Annotated in this window: 12 protein-coding genes and 1 riboswitch; of the genes, 6 read left to right on the top strand and 6 right to left on the bottom strand. The window is 59.7% G+C overall.

The window, feature by feature from the left end:
* Nucleotides 1-23: 23 nt before the first annotated feature.
* Nucleotides 24-443: a peptide deformylase gene (locus AAAX31_RS00850; protein ID WP_035137017.1), complete on the bottom strand. Its 420-nt coding sequence runs from the start codon at nt 441-443 to the stop codon at nt 24-26.
* A gap of 193 nt (nt 444-636) precedes the next feature.
* On the opposite strand from AAAX31_RS00850, the gene AAAX31_RS00845 reads away from it, so the two are divergent.
* Together AAAX31_RS00845 and AAAX31_RS00840 are read left to right on the top strand one after the other, a co-directional pair.
* The gene (locus AAAX31_RS00845; RefSeq protein WP_117769832.1) at nt 637-1,947 is read left to right on the top strand and encodes an NCS2 family permease; all 1,311 of its coding nucleotides are present in this window, start codon (nt 637-639) and stop codon (nt 1,945-1,947) included.
* Between the two features lie 137 nt (nt 1,948-2,084).
* Complete coding sequence (locus AAAX31_RS00840) at nt 2,085-2,750, top strand: alpha/beta hydrolase-fold protein (RefSeq protein WP_147332623.1); 666 nt, start codon at nt 2,085-2,087, stop codon at nt 2,748-2,750.
* A gap of 60 nt (nt 2,751-2,810) precedes the next feature.
* On the opposite strand, the gene AAAX31_RS00835 is transcribed toward AAAX31_RS00840, so the two are convergent.
* From AAAX31_RS00835 to AAAX31_RS00820, 4 genes are all read right to left on the bottom strand, one after another.
* A complete protein-coding gene (locus AAAX31_RS00835; protein WP_117769834.1) occupies nt 2,811-4,145 on the bottom strand; it encodes a uracil-xanthine permease family protein in 1,335 nt (444 codons plus the stop codon).
* Nucleotides 4,146-4,268: 123 nt separating this feature from the next.
* On the bottom strand, nt 4,269-5,402 hold the full coding sequence (locus AAAX31_RS00830; protein WP_233504606.1) for a 5-methyltetrahydropteroyltriglutamate--homocysteine S-methyltransferase: 1,134 nt from the start codon (nt 5,400-5,402) through the stop codon (nt 4,269-4,271).
* A 155-nt stretch (nt 5,403-5,557) separates the two neighbouring features.
* Nucleotides 5,558-6,454, bottom strand: coding sequence for a LysR family transcriptional regulator (locus AAAX31_RS00825; protein ID WP_117769836.1), 897 nt, complete (start codon nt 6,452-6,454; stop codon nt 5,558-5,560).
* A gap of 10 nt (nt 6,455-6,464) precedes the next feature.
* Nucleotides 6,465-7,373, bottom strand: a complete 909-nt coding sequence (locus tag AAAX31_RS00820; RefSeq protein ID WP_117769837.1) for an HAD family hydrolase — start codon at nt 7,371-7,373, stop codon at nt 6,465-6,467.
* A gap of 163 nt (nt 7,374-7,536) precedes the next feature.
* Nucleotides 7,537-7,647: riboswitch (TPP riboswitch) on the top strand.
* A gap of 51 nt (nt 7,648-7,698) precedes the next feature.
* On the opposite strand from AAAX31_RS00820, the gene thiM reads away from it, so the two are divergent.
* The 3 genes from thiM to AAAX31_RS00805 are packed head-to-tail and all read left to right on the top strand — an operon-like array spanning nt 7,699 to nt 9,575.
* Nucleotides 7,699-8,538, top strand: a complete 840-nt coding sequence (thiM, locus tag AAAX31_RS00815; protein ID WP_117769838.1) for a hydroxyethylthiazole kinase — start codon at nt 7,699-7,701, stop codon at nt 8,536-8,538.
* Nucleotides 8,539-8,541: 3 nt separating this feature from the next.
* The gene (locus AAAX31_RS00810; RefSeq protein ID WP_233504607.1) at nt 8,542-8,883 is read left to right on the top strand and encodes a thiamine-binding protein; all 342 of its coding nucleotides are present in this window, start codon (nt 8,542-8,544) and stop codon (nt 8,881-8,883) included.
* The gene (locus tag AAAX31_RS00805) at nt 8,880-9,575 is read left to right on the top strand and encodes a thiamine phosphate synthase (RefSeq protein WP_117769839.1); all 696 of its coding nucleotides are present in this window, start codon (nt 8,880-8,882) and stop codon (nt 9,573-9,575) included. The genes AAAX31_RS00810 and AAAX31_RS00805 overlap by 4 nt, the downstream gene beginning before the upstream one ends.
* 112 nt (nt 9,576-9,687) lie before the next feature.
* Here the strand turns inward: AAAX31_RS00805 and AAAX31_RS00800 are convergent, their stop codons facing one another.
* Nucleotides 9,688-10,557 (bottom strand): patatin family protein, encoded by an 870-nt coding sequence (locus AAAX31_RS00800; protein WP_199411352.1) that lies wholly within the window; start codon nt 10,555-10,557, stop codon nt 9,688-9,690.
* A 324-nt stretch (nt 10,558-10,881) separates the two neighbouring features.
* Between AAAX31_RS00800 and AAAX31_RS00795 the strand changes: the two genes are divergently transcribed.
* Nucleotides 10,882-13,599 (top strand): EAL domain-containing protein, encoded by a 2,718-nt coding sequence (locus AAAX31_RS00795; RefSeq protein WP_117848240.1) that lies wholly within the window; start codon nt 10,882-10,884, stop codon nt 13,597-13,599.
* The last annotated feature ends 45 nt before the right edge of the window (nt 13,600-13,644 follow it).

Here is a 13,644-nt window from a genome sequence, read left to right as displayed (position 1 = left end):
CGAAGTGTGGTGCTTTGTTCCCCTTAGACCAACTTTCCTAGACAGTGGTCAATCATGTGCTGGATCATCTGTGCCTCAAAGCCCGCGTAGTCGCGGCGGCACTCCTTCATCTTGCCGTCGACGATCTGATCAAAGGCGACCTTGCACTTGATATAGCGCGTGGACTTGGTGACCTCCTCGTGCGTCAGGCAGCTCTCCTCCATCTTGCTGGCGCCCAGGCCAAACACCAGACGGGGGTTGTAGAGCACGTGGGGCTCGCCGGCATCGTCCAGGTAGACGCAAACCTTCTTGGTAACGCCAATCTGGTTAGCGGCCAAGCAGCCGGCATCGTCGAGCGACTTGATGGTATCGATCAGGTCCTGAGCAACCGACTCGTCCTCGACGGTCGCAACCTCGCAACGCTGGGACAGAATAGCCTCGTCGTGGCAAAGCTCTTTAATCATACGTTCCTCCATAGGGGTCGTTGTAACCGCTTAAGTATACGGTACCCACACATTTTCATGCGAAAAATACCGTCCGTCTGCTACAAAGCGCCGAACATCAACATGCGAGGAACAACAGCGTCGTAAAGGGGCTATAGTGGGTGAGTTCGTGTCAATCGGCCTAAACTCGGGGCCGAGCAAGGAAAGGGTATGCATGGACGAACTATTTCACGTCAGCGAGCGCAAGTCCACAATCGGGACCGAACTGCGCGCTGGACTGACAACATTCCTGGCGATGGCCTACATCATCGCCGTCAACCCCGCAGTGCTCTCGGGCGCTGGCATCGATGCGGGAGCGCTCGCCTGCGCCACCTGCCTGGGCGCCGGCATCATGACCATCTGCATGGGCATCTTCGCCAACCGCCCGCTCGCCTGCGCGTCGGGCTTAGGCGTCAACGCGATGATCGCTGGAATCACCACCACCGTCTGCGGCGGTGACTGGCACGTGGCCATGAGCGTCATCTTCCTCGAGGGTATCGTCATCTTGCTGCTCGTGCTTTGTGGCCTGCGCGAGGCCATCATGGACGCCATCCCGGTTGTCCTGCGTCACGCCATCTCGGTGGGTCTGGGCCTGTTCATCGCCATGATTGGCCTGTGCGATGCCGGCATTATCACCGCTGGCGCCGGTACACTCGTCGGTCTGGGCGACATCACCTCCCCCACCTTCATCGTCGGCATCATCTCCATCCTGGTGACAGTCGCCCTCGCCTGCCGCAACGTCCCCGGCTCGCTGCTCATCGGCATCGTCGTCGCCGTCATCGCCGGTATCCCCCTAGGTGTGACCCATGCTCCGACCGGTATCATCGCCCCGCTCGACTTCTCGAGCATCGGTGGCCCCATCGCCGACGCCGGCGGCGTGCCCGCCATCGTCAAGGTCCTTACCGACCCCACGCTCCTCGTCATCTCGTTCTCGCTGCTCATGAGTGACTTCTTCGACACCATGGGCACCGCGATGGCCGTAGCCAAGCAGGGCGAGTTCCTCACCGACGACGGCAACGTCGAGAATATCAAGGAGATCCTGATCGTCGACTCCGCCGCCGCTGCTGTGGGCGGTTTCATGGGCGTCTCCTCCATCACCACCTTCGTCGAGTCCACTTCCGGCGCCGCCGACGGTGGCCGCACGGGCCTCACCTCCGTCACCACCGGCGTGCTGTTCATTCTCGCCGCGTTCTTCTCCCCCATCGTCACCATCGTTTCCAGCGCCGCCACCTGCGGTGCTCTGGTCTACGTCGGCTACCTCATGATGAGCGAAGCCTCCGAGATCGACTGGTCCGACGTGTCGCAGGGTTTCCCGGCGTTCATGATCGTCGCCGGCGTGCCCTTCACCTACTCCATCTCTGCCGGCATTGGCCTGGGCTTTATCGCCTACGTGATCGTCGCGCTCTTTAAGGGCGAGGCCTCCAAGATCAAGCCGCTCATGTGGATCGCAGCCCTTGCCTTCCTCGTCTACTTCTTCGTGGCGTAACGGCATAGTCTGCTAAAGCAGAACATCAAGGCGCGGAGTCGCATCGAGCGGCTCCGCGCCTTTCTTTTAGCGTCTGCCCCCGCGCCAGCGTGCGACAATTGAGGCTGTCAATATCACAACACCGAGAGAAGCCTGCCTTGGAAGCGCATCATAAGCAGATAACCGTTTATTCAGAGTGTGTGGAAGGCGCGCCCGTCATCTACCTTCCCGTGGTTATGGGCGACGGTAGTGAAGTCTACGAGCGCTGCCGAGAGCTCGACTGCCCGCCCTTCACCCTTGCCGCCATTGGAGGACTCGATTGGAATCGCGAGCTGAGCCCCTGGGAATGCGACGGAACTATACGAGATGCCGAGCCCTTTGGCGGACAGGCGTCTGAGTTTCTCGATGAGCTGCTGAATCAGATAATCCCAGAGGCCGAATCATCACTTCCCTGCCCGCCCACCTGGCGCGGCATTGCCGGCTACTCGTTGGCGGGTCTTTTTTCACTGTGGGCACTTTGGCAAACAGATGTCTTTGAGCGCGCGGCAAGTGCATCGGGGTCGCTGTGGTTCCCCGGCTTTATCGACTACGCGCGCGAGCGCACGATGACAGCCACGCCCGACGCCGCCTATCTGTCGCTCGGTAAAAAGGAAACCAAGACGCCCAACCGCATGATGCGGCACGTACTCGACGATACGCGTGCGATGGAAGAGCTGTTTATCGAGCGTGACATTCCAACAACGCTGGAGCTCAACCCCGGCAATCACTTTGCCCAAACTGACCTGCGCATGGCGCGCGGCATCCACTGGATACTGACGCATTAAAAATGGCGTCCACGCGTACATACGCATGGACGCCATTTTTAATTTGGCTGAACGCAGCTACTATTCAGCAGTCTCCTCAAGCTCGGAAGTATCAAACTCAAAGTCATTACCGGGCAGGATGGCGTTGAGCACAATGCCCACCAGCGAGCCCACGGCAAGGCCCGAAAGCGAAATCGTCACGCCGCCCAGCTCCAGCACGATGGCACCGGCGGTACTGTAGGCAATGCCGAGCGAAAGCACGAGCACCAGAGCCGCCACCAGCACGTTGCGGTTGTTCTGGAAATCAACCTGATTCTCGATGAGGTTACGCACGCCAACGGCGCTGATCATGCCGTAGAGCACGAGTGACACACCGCCGATAACGCACGCCGGCATGGCGGCAATCACCGCAGCAAACTTGGGGCAGAACGAAAGCACAATGGCGCAGCAGGCGGCAATGCGAATCACACGCGGGTCGAACACACGCGTCAAGGCAAGCACGCCGGTGTTCTCGCCATACGTCGTATTGGCGGGGGCGCCAAAGAGCGATGCCAAGATGGTCGCCAGGCCATCGCCGAGCAGGGTACGGTGCAGACCGGGATCGGCAATGTAATTGCGTTCGCAGGTAGAGCCAATGGCGGAGATATCGCCGATATGCTCGATCATAGTTGCAAAGGCCAGCGGCATGATGGTGATGATGGCCGTCGTGGCAAGACCGCTATCGAACTGCGGGCCAAAGAGCGCAAACACGGTGTTGTCCCACACGATGGGCAGACCGACCCACGGAGCGGCGGCAACGCCCGAAAAATCGACCTCACCCAACGCGGCCGCAACGGTATAGCTCACCACGACGCCCAGCAGGATCGGCACGATCTTGACCATGCCGCGGCCCCAAATATTGCAGATGACGATGACGGCCGCAGCGACAACGGCAACAAGCCAATTGGTCTGGCAGTTGGCAATGGCAGAGCTCGCTAGGATCAGGCCGATGGAAATGACGATGGGACCGGTCACCACCGGCGGAAAGAAGCGCATGACACGCTTGGCGCCAAAGGCACGGAACAGGGCCGCGAGCACCGGATAGAGCAGACCGGCGCAGGCAACGCCCAGGCAGGCGTAGGGCAAAAGCTCGGCCTCGCCGTTGGGCGCAATGGCGGCATAACCCGCGATAAAGGCAAACGACGAGCCCAGGAACGCAGGCACCTTACCGCGCGATAGAAAATGAAACAGCAGCGTGCCGATGCCGGCGAACAGAAGCGTCGCCGAAACGGAAAGGCCGGTGAGCACGGGCACGAGCACCGTTGCTCCGAACATCGCAAACATGTGTTGCAAACCCAACACGAACATGCGCGGGCGGCCGAGCGACGATGCGTCGTAGATGGCATCGGTGACGGCGGGCGTCGAGGATTGGGACATGGAAGTCCTTTCATGATGGAAGGGCGATCAGGCATATCGGATAACCTGCCCGAACGATACGATCCGAACCATTGTACGTGATACACCATGTCTCGCGCGCGCCGTCACCTGCAAGCGGTAACGTTACTTCCAAACGCGCTCAGCAATGCGCTTGACCAGCGCGATCTTTGCCCACTGTTCGTCCTCGGTCAGCTTGTTGCCAATCTCGCAGCTGGCAAAGCCGCACTGGGGCGACAGGTACAGGTTCTCGAGCGGCACATACTTTGCGGCCTCTTGGATACGTTCGACGATAACGTCCTCGTCCTCAAGCTCAGCCGCCTTGGTGGTCACCAGGCCCAGCACGACCTTCTTGCCGGGAGCAACGTACTTAAGCGGCTCAAAGCCACCGGCGCGTGGCGTATCGAACTCAAGGTAGAACGCGTCGACGTTCTCATGTGCGAACAGGTACGGCGCAATGGGATCGTAACCACCCTCGAAGGCATACGTGGAGTGATAGTTGCCGCGGCACACATGCGTGTTGATAACCAGATCGTCGGGCTTGCCCGCGATGGCAGCATTGTTGAGCGCCACGCCCAGCTCGCTCACCTTTTGCAGGTCAACCGGGCTCATGCCAGTCTTGGACACAAAGTCCGTATCGCAATAGATGCCCCAGGTGCAGTCATCAAATTGGATGTTGCGGCAGCCCGCGGCATACAGGTCGGCGATCACCGTGCGATAAGCGGCTGCAATGGCGTCGGCAAGTTCCTCATCGGTCTTGTAGACGGCGCGCAGACTCTCCTGCTGTCCATCGCAGCGGTCGAGCGTAACCTCCGAGAACGTCTGGATCGGCGCCGGAATGGTTTGACGCGCGACCTGGCCCTCCCCCTCAAGCGCCTTGACAAACTTAAAATGCTCGACGAACGGGTGGTTCTCGCCGCTAATGGGACCGGTAACCACGGCGGTGTCGGCCGTCGTCTCCTCGTCATGGAACATATAACCCGTGCGTGAGGTGCGGCGCTCAATGCCGTTAAGGCCCCACATAAAATCGAGGTGCCAGTAACTGCGGCGGAACTCGCCATCGGTGATCACCTGCAGGCCGGCGGCCTTCTGCTTGGCCACTAAGTCGCGGATGGCCTCGTCCTCGACGGCCTTAAGGCCGGAAGCGTCGAGTTTACCCGCGACATAGGCGGCACGGGCATCCTTTACAGCCTGCGGACGAAGAAAACTGCCGACGATATCGGCACGAAACGGCGCGTTCGGTTGAATCGAAGTGCTCATAGATATCTCCCTTTGCATTGGTTGCTTTACTGGGACAGAGTATGAGCGCTCATATGGTCATCGTAAAATATACGTTTATAACAGTTTGATATAGATGCTTCCTATATCAGTCTGGACTGTCATAAAGAGACTTGAACCGTGCGGAGCACAGCAGCCTAGATATGCTGACGAATCGCGTCGATATAGGCCCGACCGTAGCGCGTGAGCGTCGTGTTCTTGCGCGTGATGATGCCAATCTCCATGTACTCGTCCACGTCGAGCGGAATCGAGATAATGCCGGGGCCGTTGAGCTCGTGGCTGATCACGCCCGAGCATACCGTGTAGCCGTTGAGGCCCATGGCCAAATTGAACAACGTCGCACGGTCGCGCACGCGGATATTTTTGCGACGCTCGAACGTCGAGGTCAGCTCCTCGGAATAGTAAAACGAGTTGTAGCTGCCCTGCTCGTAGGACAGGAACGGGTAGTCTTCCAGATCCTCGAGCGTCACGCTGGAGCGGCCCGCCAGCGGATGGTCGGCGCAGACGAAGACATGCGGCGTGGCGCAGAAGAGCCCTTCGAACACGAGCTCGTTGGCGGCAAGCATGCGCTCGATGACCTCGCGATTGTGCTCCGACAGATACAGGATGCCGAGTTCGCTTTTCATATGCGCGACATCCTCGATAATTTCGTGGGTCTGCTCCTCGCGCAGGGTAAAGTCGTAGCGCGCGGCATCGAACTCGCGGATCACATCGACAAACGCATTAACGGCAAAGGAATAATGCTGGCAGCTCACACTAAAGTGCGGCACCTGCTCGGACGTGCCTTTGTACTTGCCCTCGAGCAGGTCGGCCTGGTCGAGCACCTGGCGCGCGTAGCCCAAGAAGGTCTCGCCTTCCTCGGACACAATGACGCCCTTGTTGGTGCGCTCAAAGATATGCACACCCATCTCGTTTTCGAGATCGCGAATCGACGCGGTAATCGAGGGCTGCGACACAAAGAGCCGGCGCGAGGCCTCGGTGATGCTACCGCATTCGGCAACCTTAACAACATATCTGAGCTGCTGGAGCTTCATAGCCTTCTCCCTAGACGTTCGTGACGCCAAAACCTGCCGCGTCCATTTGACGCATAAACGACGGCATCTCCCCCGTCGCGGCGCAGGCGGCAATCTGATGCAGAGCCCCGGCAACCGCATCATCTGCCGCAGCGCCAATATGCCAGCGTGCGGCAGCCGTGACGGCCTCGTTGGCATTGGCGACTGCAACGGAGTTAGGAACGGCATCGATCATGGGCAAATCGTTATCAGAATCGCCGAATACGGCCACCTCGTCGGGCGTCAGGCCCAAAGCGCGCGCCAGCTCCAGCGCAGCGCAGCCCTTGTCCCAACCAGCCGGAAGGATGTCGAACAGGCGCACTCGGTTGTTGGGAAACACAAGCGAGAGTTCCGGCACCTCAGCGGCAACGCGCTCACGTAGCTCCGCGAGCTCCTCACGCGAACGGGCACTCCAGATATTCGCCTTAAACACCGACGCGTCATCGACGACGGGACGACATGGGGCCTCTTCGCCTTTGAGCCACGCGTTGCCGCCCGACTCCATGGCGCGACGAACGCGCTCGGGGTCACTCGTCACACAATGGGCATCGTTGCCCCAAAAGTCATCGCCCAGGCTGTAGACTTTTAGAAATGTATCGTCGGTCTCTTGCTCCAGATAGTCGGCCAAACGCATCAGAGCATCGTTGTCGATTGCGCGCGAGGCGACTACTTCGCCGTCAACAAACATCACCTGGCCGTTACAGAACGCACCGGTCGAATAACACCCGGAACGGTTTTTGAACATCCAGCCCATCGCGGACGGCTGACGACCCGAAACCGGCCCAAAGTGCAAACCCGCCGCCTGCATGGCATGAATACCCTCAATGGCGTAGTCGCTGGCGCCGTCATGCCCGGCTGGAATCAGTGTATCGTCCATATCGGTCAGCACAAGTTTGATCATAGAGTCCCCTCGGTCATTCTTAATCCCATCTATTGTACCGACCTGCCAAAAAGGGACAGGTTTATTTCGGCAGGTTTCATCTGGGAAAACGCAAAGTCCCAGTTGTTACCTGCCAAAATAAACCTGTCCCTTTTTGGCAGGTGCGCTAGTATAGGGAACAACAGATTCGATGCGGGAGTGCCGGCGGTGCAAACCACAAGGCTGAGAGGGCATGGGGCCCAATCCTTTGAACCTGTCAGTTAATGCTGGCGTAGGGAGCATGCCGCCTTTACAGGGGCGCTGTCTATGCACAGCGCCCCTTTTCTATGCCAAGGAGGCATGTGCAGTGATTGATTCGGAACAGCTTAAGCAACATATGGTCAAGGCCGTGGAGGAGATTCGCACCACCAATCCGATGGCCGGCTCCATCACCAACACGGTGACGATCGACTTTGTCGCCAACGCGCAGCTCGCTGTGGGTGGATCGGCCGCCATGGTCTATCTTCCCGACGAGGGCGAGGCGCTCGTTGCCGGCGGCGGCGCCATCTATCTCAATATGGGCACGCTCTTCCCCATCTACGAGCAGACGATTCCCCGCGCGGCCAAGGCGGCACACGACGCCGGCAAGCCCTGGGTGCTCGATCCGGTGGGTCTGGGCATCGGCAGTCTGCGCACCCAGTTGGTAAACGAGCTTAAGCAGTACAAGCCCGCCATCGTGCGCGGCAACGCCTCCGAGATCATCGCGCTCGCCGGCCTGTGGGGTCTTGAGGGCGAGGCGGCCGATCTGAGCCGCGTGCGCGGTGTCGATACCACCGACACGGTCGACGCCGCCCGCGATGCCGCCGTGGCGCTCGCCCGCTACACCGGCGGCGCCGTTGTGGTCTCGGGCGAAGTCGACCTGATCACCGACGGCATGACCGTGGCCAAGTCCCACGGCGGCAGCCCGCTCATGTCCAAGATCACCGGTTGCGGCTGCTCGCAAGGCGGCGTGCTGGCTGTGTACGCCTGCGCTGCCGACCCGTTTACGGCCGCCGTCTGCGGCACCGCCGTCTACAACGTTGCCGGCTCGCGTGCCGCCGCTGTCGCCGACGCCCCGGCAAGCTTTAAGGTCGCCTTTATCGACGAGCTCTACCGCGCAACCGCCCAGGACATCGCCAACAACCAGCTCGACCTCGAGGAGGCATAGGCCATGTCCGAGCCCGCAACCGATGCCGGCATGAATACGCTCGTCGCCGTGGCCATCGCCCCGTGCGGCACCGGCGATGAGCTGTCCGCCGAGGTCGCCGAGGTCGTGCGCGTCATTCGCGAGAGCGGCCTTCCCAACCGCACCACCTCGATGTTCACCGAGATCGAGGGCGACTGGGACGAGGTCATGCAGGTCGTGCGCGACGCAACCTTTGTGTTGGCGAGCAAGGGCATCCGCACCGAAGTCGTGCTCAAAGCCGATATTCGACCCGGATTTACCGACACCATGACCGGCAAGCTCGAGCGCATGGAAGCTCAGATCAAAAAGCAGGAGGAAACACGATGAGTATCCGCGACAACCTTGATATCTCGGCCTATCTGGTGCTCGGCCCCGAAAACACGCTCGGGCGCCCCGTGGGCGATGTGGTGGCCCAGGCACTCGACGCCGGCTTTACCTGCATCCAGGTGCGCTCCAAGGTGGCAAGCGCCCGCGAGATCATTGCGCTGACCGGCGACGCCGCGCAGGCAATCGCACAGGCCGGCAAGACCGGTCAGGTCGCTTTGCTGATTGACGACCGCCTGGACTGCGTACTCGCCGCGCGCGAGCAGGGCATTGCTGTCGACGGCGTGCACGTGGGTCAGAGCGACATTCCCGTCGAGGTCTGTCGCAAGCTGCTGGGGCCCAACGCCATCGTGGGCCTTTCCGCCCGTTGCGAGGAGATGCTCGAGTACGTCAAGACCGCCGACATGAGCCTAGTCGACTACCTGGGCATCGGCCCACTCCACGAGACCGAGACCAAGCGCGACTGCGGACGCGCGGCCGACGGCTCTATCATCACCAAGAGCTTTGAGGACCTGGCCGCCCTCCACGCGGCAAGCCCCGTGCCCATCGTGGTGGGCGGCGGCGTCAAGACGGCCGACCTGCCACAGCTCAAGGCCACCGGCGTCGACGGCTTTTTCGTGGTGAGCGCCGTCTGCAGCGCCGATGACCCCTACGCCGCGGCCAAGGAGCTCGTCGACACCTGGCAGCAGGCGTAAGTCTAGGCCGAGCAGCTGATTCGCAGCCTCATATCTTCAGCAATGGAAAGCGCATCCCAGTTTGAGCCTCCATTCCGGGATGTGCTTTCCGCCGAGATGGCGGCAGCAGCCTCTACCCTGCCAGATATGCCTCCAGTGCCGGCAAGGTCGCCTCCGCATCGCGGCGACCAATCTGGTAGATGCGCTCAAGTTCATCGGGCTCGCGACACAGCGACGGCACCTTCACCGATTCGCTCGGACGCACCACAAAGATCTCGCCGGCAGCCTCGCGACGTGCCAGGTCATCGAGCGTGGCATTGTAGACCTCATGCCGATGCTCAAGCGCTGCGACAAACTCCGGATAGTGACGGAACACGCGCCGCAGCATGGGCATCACGCTGTTGGGCTGCTTCACAAAGCCCGCCGGCTGCGTGAGTACCACGATATTGCGGTCATACCCCTGCGCAAACAGCCACGCGCTGGGAATAGAATCAGCCACGCCACCATCCAGATACTTATGCCCGTCAATAGCAACGGGACGCGTCGCCACGGGAATTGCCGACGACGCCCGAATCCACTCGATATCGCGCTCGTCGCCATACGGCAGATCGTGATAGACGGCCTTGCCCGTCTCGATATCGGTACACACGCACGTAAATCGCATGGGACAGGTGCGATACGCCTCTAAGTCGATAGGATCGCGCTCGATAGGCACCTCGTGATAAGCAAAGTCGGCATTGTACATATCGCCGGTTCGCAGCCAGCTGGTCACGCTCGCATAGCGCTTGTCGGCGCAATAGGCCTTGTTATAGCGAATGGCGCGGCCGATCTGGCGCGATTTAAAGTTGTAGCCAAACGCCGCGCCCGCCGAGACGCCCACCATATGGTCGCAGGTCAAACCGTGCTCCATCCAAACGTCGAGCACGCCCGCCGTATACATACCGCGGTAGCCGCCTCCCTCGAGCGCCAGCCCCACCGTGCGCGTCATATTTGACTGTGCCATGCGACCATCTCCGTTCCTGCGTTTTAAAACGGGACAAGTATACCCGTCAACATATATCGTCCCAGTCGCATTTTTATCGAACATCGCATCGTCGCGCTACCGCTTGTCGAATAATAGCCGCCCACAGCATGTGCACCCATATATAATTGTGCACTATTGTTTACACTACTCAGCTGTTATCAACAGCGAACATTAGCCGACAAATTAACTCAACAACGCGGCAAGGCGGGGGCCTGGATACATGCAAAGCGCTGAGCAACGACGCGTGTACACAACGAGCTCGCCCGACGCAATCCGCCCCGACCTCAGAAAGTCGCTTAGAACATGGAAACTGTCAGCAATTACACCGAAACGCTCGAAAAGACCGTCCGCGACCTTCTCGAACGGCAGGAGGATCTGATCAGGACTGCCTTTACCGACCAGCTTACCGGGCTTGGCAACCGTGGCGGCTTTGCCCGTTCCCTCGAGGAGCTCTGGGAGCAGGACGCCCCCGTTACCATGGCGTTCATCGATATCGACAATCTCAAGCACTGCAACGACGTCTTTGGGCATGACGAGGGCAACCGCTATATCTTGCAGGTAAGTCTCTATCTTAAGCTGTATATGAAGGTGGGCGAAGCGGCGTTTCGCATAGGCGGCGACGAGTTTGCCATCCTATCTACGATTGCAACCGAGGACGACCTCGCCGAACGTCTGAAACACTGCCGAACGGTTCTGCTCAAAAACAACGATTCCGAGATGCCCCACTCGTTTAGCTACGGAGTGTCACATGCCGACCCCGCCCTGGGCGAAGCTTCCAATCGCATGACGCTCGATGCCGACCATCGCATGTACGACTACAAGCTACGTCATGCCATGCACCTCGATCGACGCAATATCACGCAAGTCCACGCCGACGACTTCGAAATAAGCGATCGTATTTTTGACGCCTTTTCGATGCTCAACGAGGGCCGTTATTTCTTTATCGAGAACTTGGACAAACATCGCACCCTTTGGTCACAAGGTGCCTTGCGCGATCTTGGCCTTCCCTCGGAGCACATAGACAACTGTCGCGATTACTGGAAAACGCGCGTCCATCCCGACGACCTTGAGGCCTGCATCAACGACATCGACCAAGTCTACAACGGCACCAAGCACCGTCGCGTCATGCAGTATCGTGTGCGCAACGCCGTCGGCGACTACGTCCTTTGCCGTGCTCGCGGGTTTCGTATCGACGGCGACGGAAATGTCCCCTCGCTCTATGTCGGCGAGCTCGTCAACCACTCACTTGCCGAAACCGTCGACGCTGCCACAGGCCTCGGAACGCAGCGCATGCTGGTCAACGCCATCGACGCCTGCCGCCGCGATCGTTGCGAGACAGGGCTTATAGCGGTGCGCGTTCGTGGCACGACAAAACTCAACGAGCTCTACGGGGCCGAGGCTGTCGACAACATGCTTGCCGAATACGCAGGCCGCATGCTGTCGATCACCCGCGGCAGGAGCCGGGTCTACCGTTCACGAAGCGTCCAGTTCGTCGTGCTCAGCAACGAACTAGACCACGAGGCATTCGAGCAACTGACCCGCCACCTTAAAGAAGCCGTTTTCGCTCCTGTTCGAATCGCAGGCGACACCATTACTCCCGTCTGCCTTGTCGTCCCGGCCTTTTACGAGCACTTAACCCATCAAGCGACCGCCGTTTTAGGCGAACTCGACCGTCGCCTTCGCACGGCCGGCGGGCTTGTTCCCAACGACAGCCTCCCCATACCCGAGGCGGAGCGCAAAAGCGCCATAGCTGAACGTATCGACTCGCTCACGGGCCTCTATCGACCCAGCGAGTTTATGCGGCGCGCCAACGCATTTCTCGAGGCAAGGCGCAACGGCACCTGGTGCATCGCCACAGTCGACATGGGCCACATGCGCCTGTTTAATGAATGGCACGGCCAGGCCGAGGGCGACCGCGTACTCGCCGATGTGGGCACGGTCCTCAAGGACATCGAGAATGCCGATATGGGCGTCGCAGGGTACTGGGGCCAAGATGACTTTTGTGTACTCATCCCCTTTAAGCACATCACCGTCCATCAAATCTACAACCGCGTTCGCGAGGCCGTAGCCAGACATGATGACGGCGTAGGTTTTTGGCCGTCCATGGGCGTTTACCCCATCGACTCCAATGAGGAAATCACCATCGATGCGCAGGCAAAGGCCATGTTTACCAATCGACGCGCAAAAAACGACTTTAAGGAGCGCATTGCTATTTTCCGCCCCGCGGAGTACGAGCGCGAAGTCGCGTTCCACCGCACGCTGACCGAATTCCAGTACGCGCTGTCAAATGGTCGCATCACGTACTATCTTCAGCCCCAGGTCGATATGGAAACCGGCGAGATTATTGGCGCCGAAGCACTCACCCGCTGGATTGACAAGGACGGCTCTCTCATTTCGCCCACAACGTTTATCCCCGCACTCGAGGAAAGCGGCTTTGTAGTGACGCTCGACAAGTACATTTGGCAGGGTGTCGCCATATGGCTTCGCGAGCGTCTCGATCGCCGTCTTCGCGTGGTTCCGGTCTCGCTTAATGTGTCGCGCGTGGATATCCTTGCCTGCGACGTTGCCGAACATATGGGGGCGCTCGCCGCCCAATACAACCTACCGCCCGAGCTCATGCGTATCGAGATCACCGAGACGGCTTATACGGGAGAATCCGAGGCCGTGGATAAGCTGACCGCAGATCTGCACACCCGCGGCTTCTCGACCTATATGGACGATTTTGGCACCGGTCAGTCCACGCTCGCGATGCTCAAGAACGTCAACGTCGACGTCATCAAGCTCGACCGCACCTTTGTGCCCACCGACCGCGATCAAGGCCGCAGCACGCAAATCATTTCATCGATGCTCGAAATGGCGCAGTCGCTCCATCTGCCCGTCGTGGTCGAAGGCGTCGAGACAAATGAGCAGGCAAACATGCTACGACAAATGGGCGCCCGCTACGCTCAGGGCTTCCTCTACTACCGCCCCATGCCTGCGAAGGATTTTGAGGCATTGCTCGATGGTGGCAATAACAACTGATACGCTCGCGCGCAAAACGCCACCGTCGAAGGGGGCATTTGTCTC

This window comes from Collinsella sp. CLA-ER-H5 (assembly GCF_040092375.1).
Taxonomy (GTDB): domain Bacteria; phylum Actinomycetota; class Coriobacteriia; order Coriobacteriales; family Coriobacteriaceae; genus Collinsella.
Note: the sequence above shows the minus strand (reverse complement) of the source record. Positions and strands in the feature narration are given on the sequence as shown.

What these genes read in the sequence shown, in the direction of transcription:
- AAAX31_RS00835 (WP_117769834.1), bottom strand. Translation starts at nt 4,145, where the DNA reads ATGTCCCAATCCTCGACGCCCGCCGTCACCGATGCCATCTACGACGCA.
- AAAX31_RS00810 (WP_233504607.1), top strand. Translation starts at nt 8,542, where the DNA reads ATGTCCGAGCCCGCAACCGATGCCGGCATGAATACGCTCGTCGCCGTG.
- AAAX31_RS00845 (WP_117769832.1), top strand. Translation starts at nt 637, where the DNA reads ATGGACGAACTATTTCACGTCAGCGAGCGCAAGTCCACAATCGGGACC.
- AAAX31_RS00850 (WP_035137017.1), bottom strand. Translation starts at nt 443, where the DNA reads ATGATTAAAGAGCTTTGCCACGACGAGGCTATTCTGTCCCAGCGTTGC.
- AAAX31_RS00795 (WP_117848240.1), top strand. Translation starts at nt 10,882, where the DNA reads ATGGAAACTGTCAGCAATTACACCGAAACGCTCGAAAAGACCGTCCGC.
- AAAX31_RS00805 (WP_117769839.1), top strand. Translation starts at nt 8,880, where the DNA reads ATGAGTATCCGCGACAACCTTGATATCTCGGCCTATCTGGTGCTCGGC.
- AAAX31_RS00830 (WP_233504606.1), bottom strand. Translation starts at nt 5,402, where the DNA reads ATGAGCACTTCGATTCAACCGAACGCGCCGTTTCGTGCCGATATCGTC.
- AAAX31_RS00820 (WP_117769837.1), bottom strand. Translation starts at nt 7,373, where the DNA reads ATGATCAAACTTGTGCTGACCGATATGGACGATACACTGATTCCAGCC.
- AAAX31_RS00825 (WP_117769836.1), bottom strand. Translation starts at nt 6,454, where the DNA reads ATGAAGCTCCAGCAGCTCAGATATGTTGTTAAGGTTGCCGAATGCGGT.
- AAAX31_RS00800 (WP_199411352.1), bottom strand. Translation starts at nt 10,557, where the DNA reads ATGGCACAGTCAAATATGACGCGCACGGTGGGGCTGGCGCTCGAGGGA.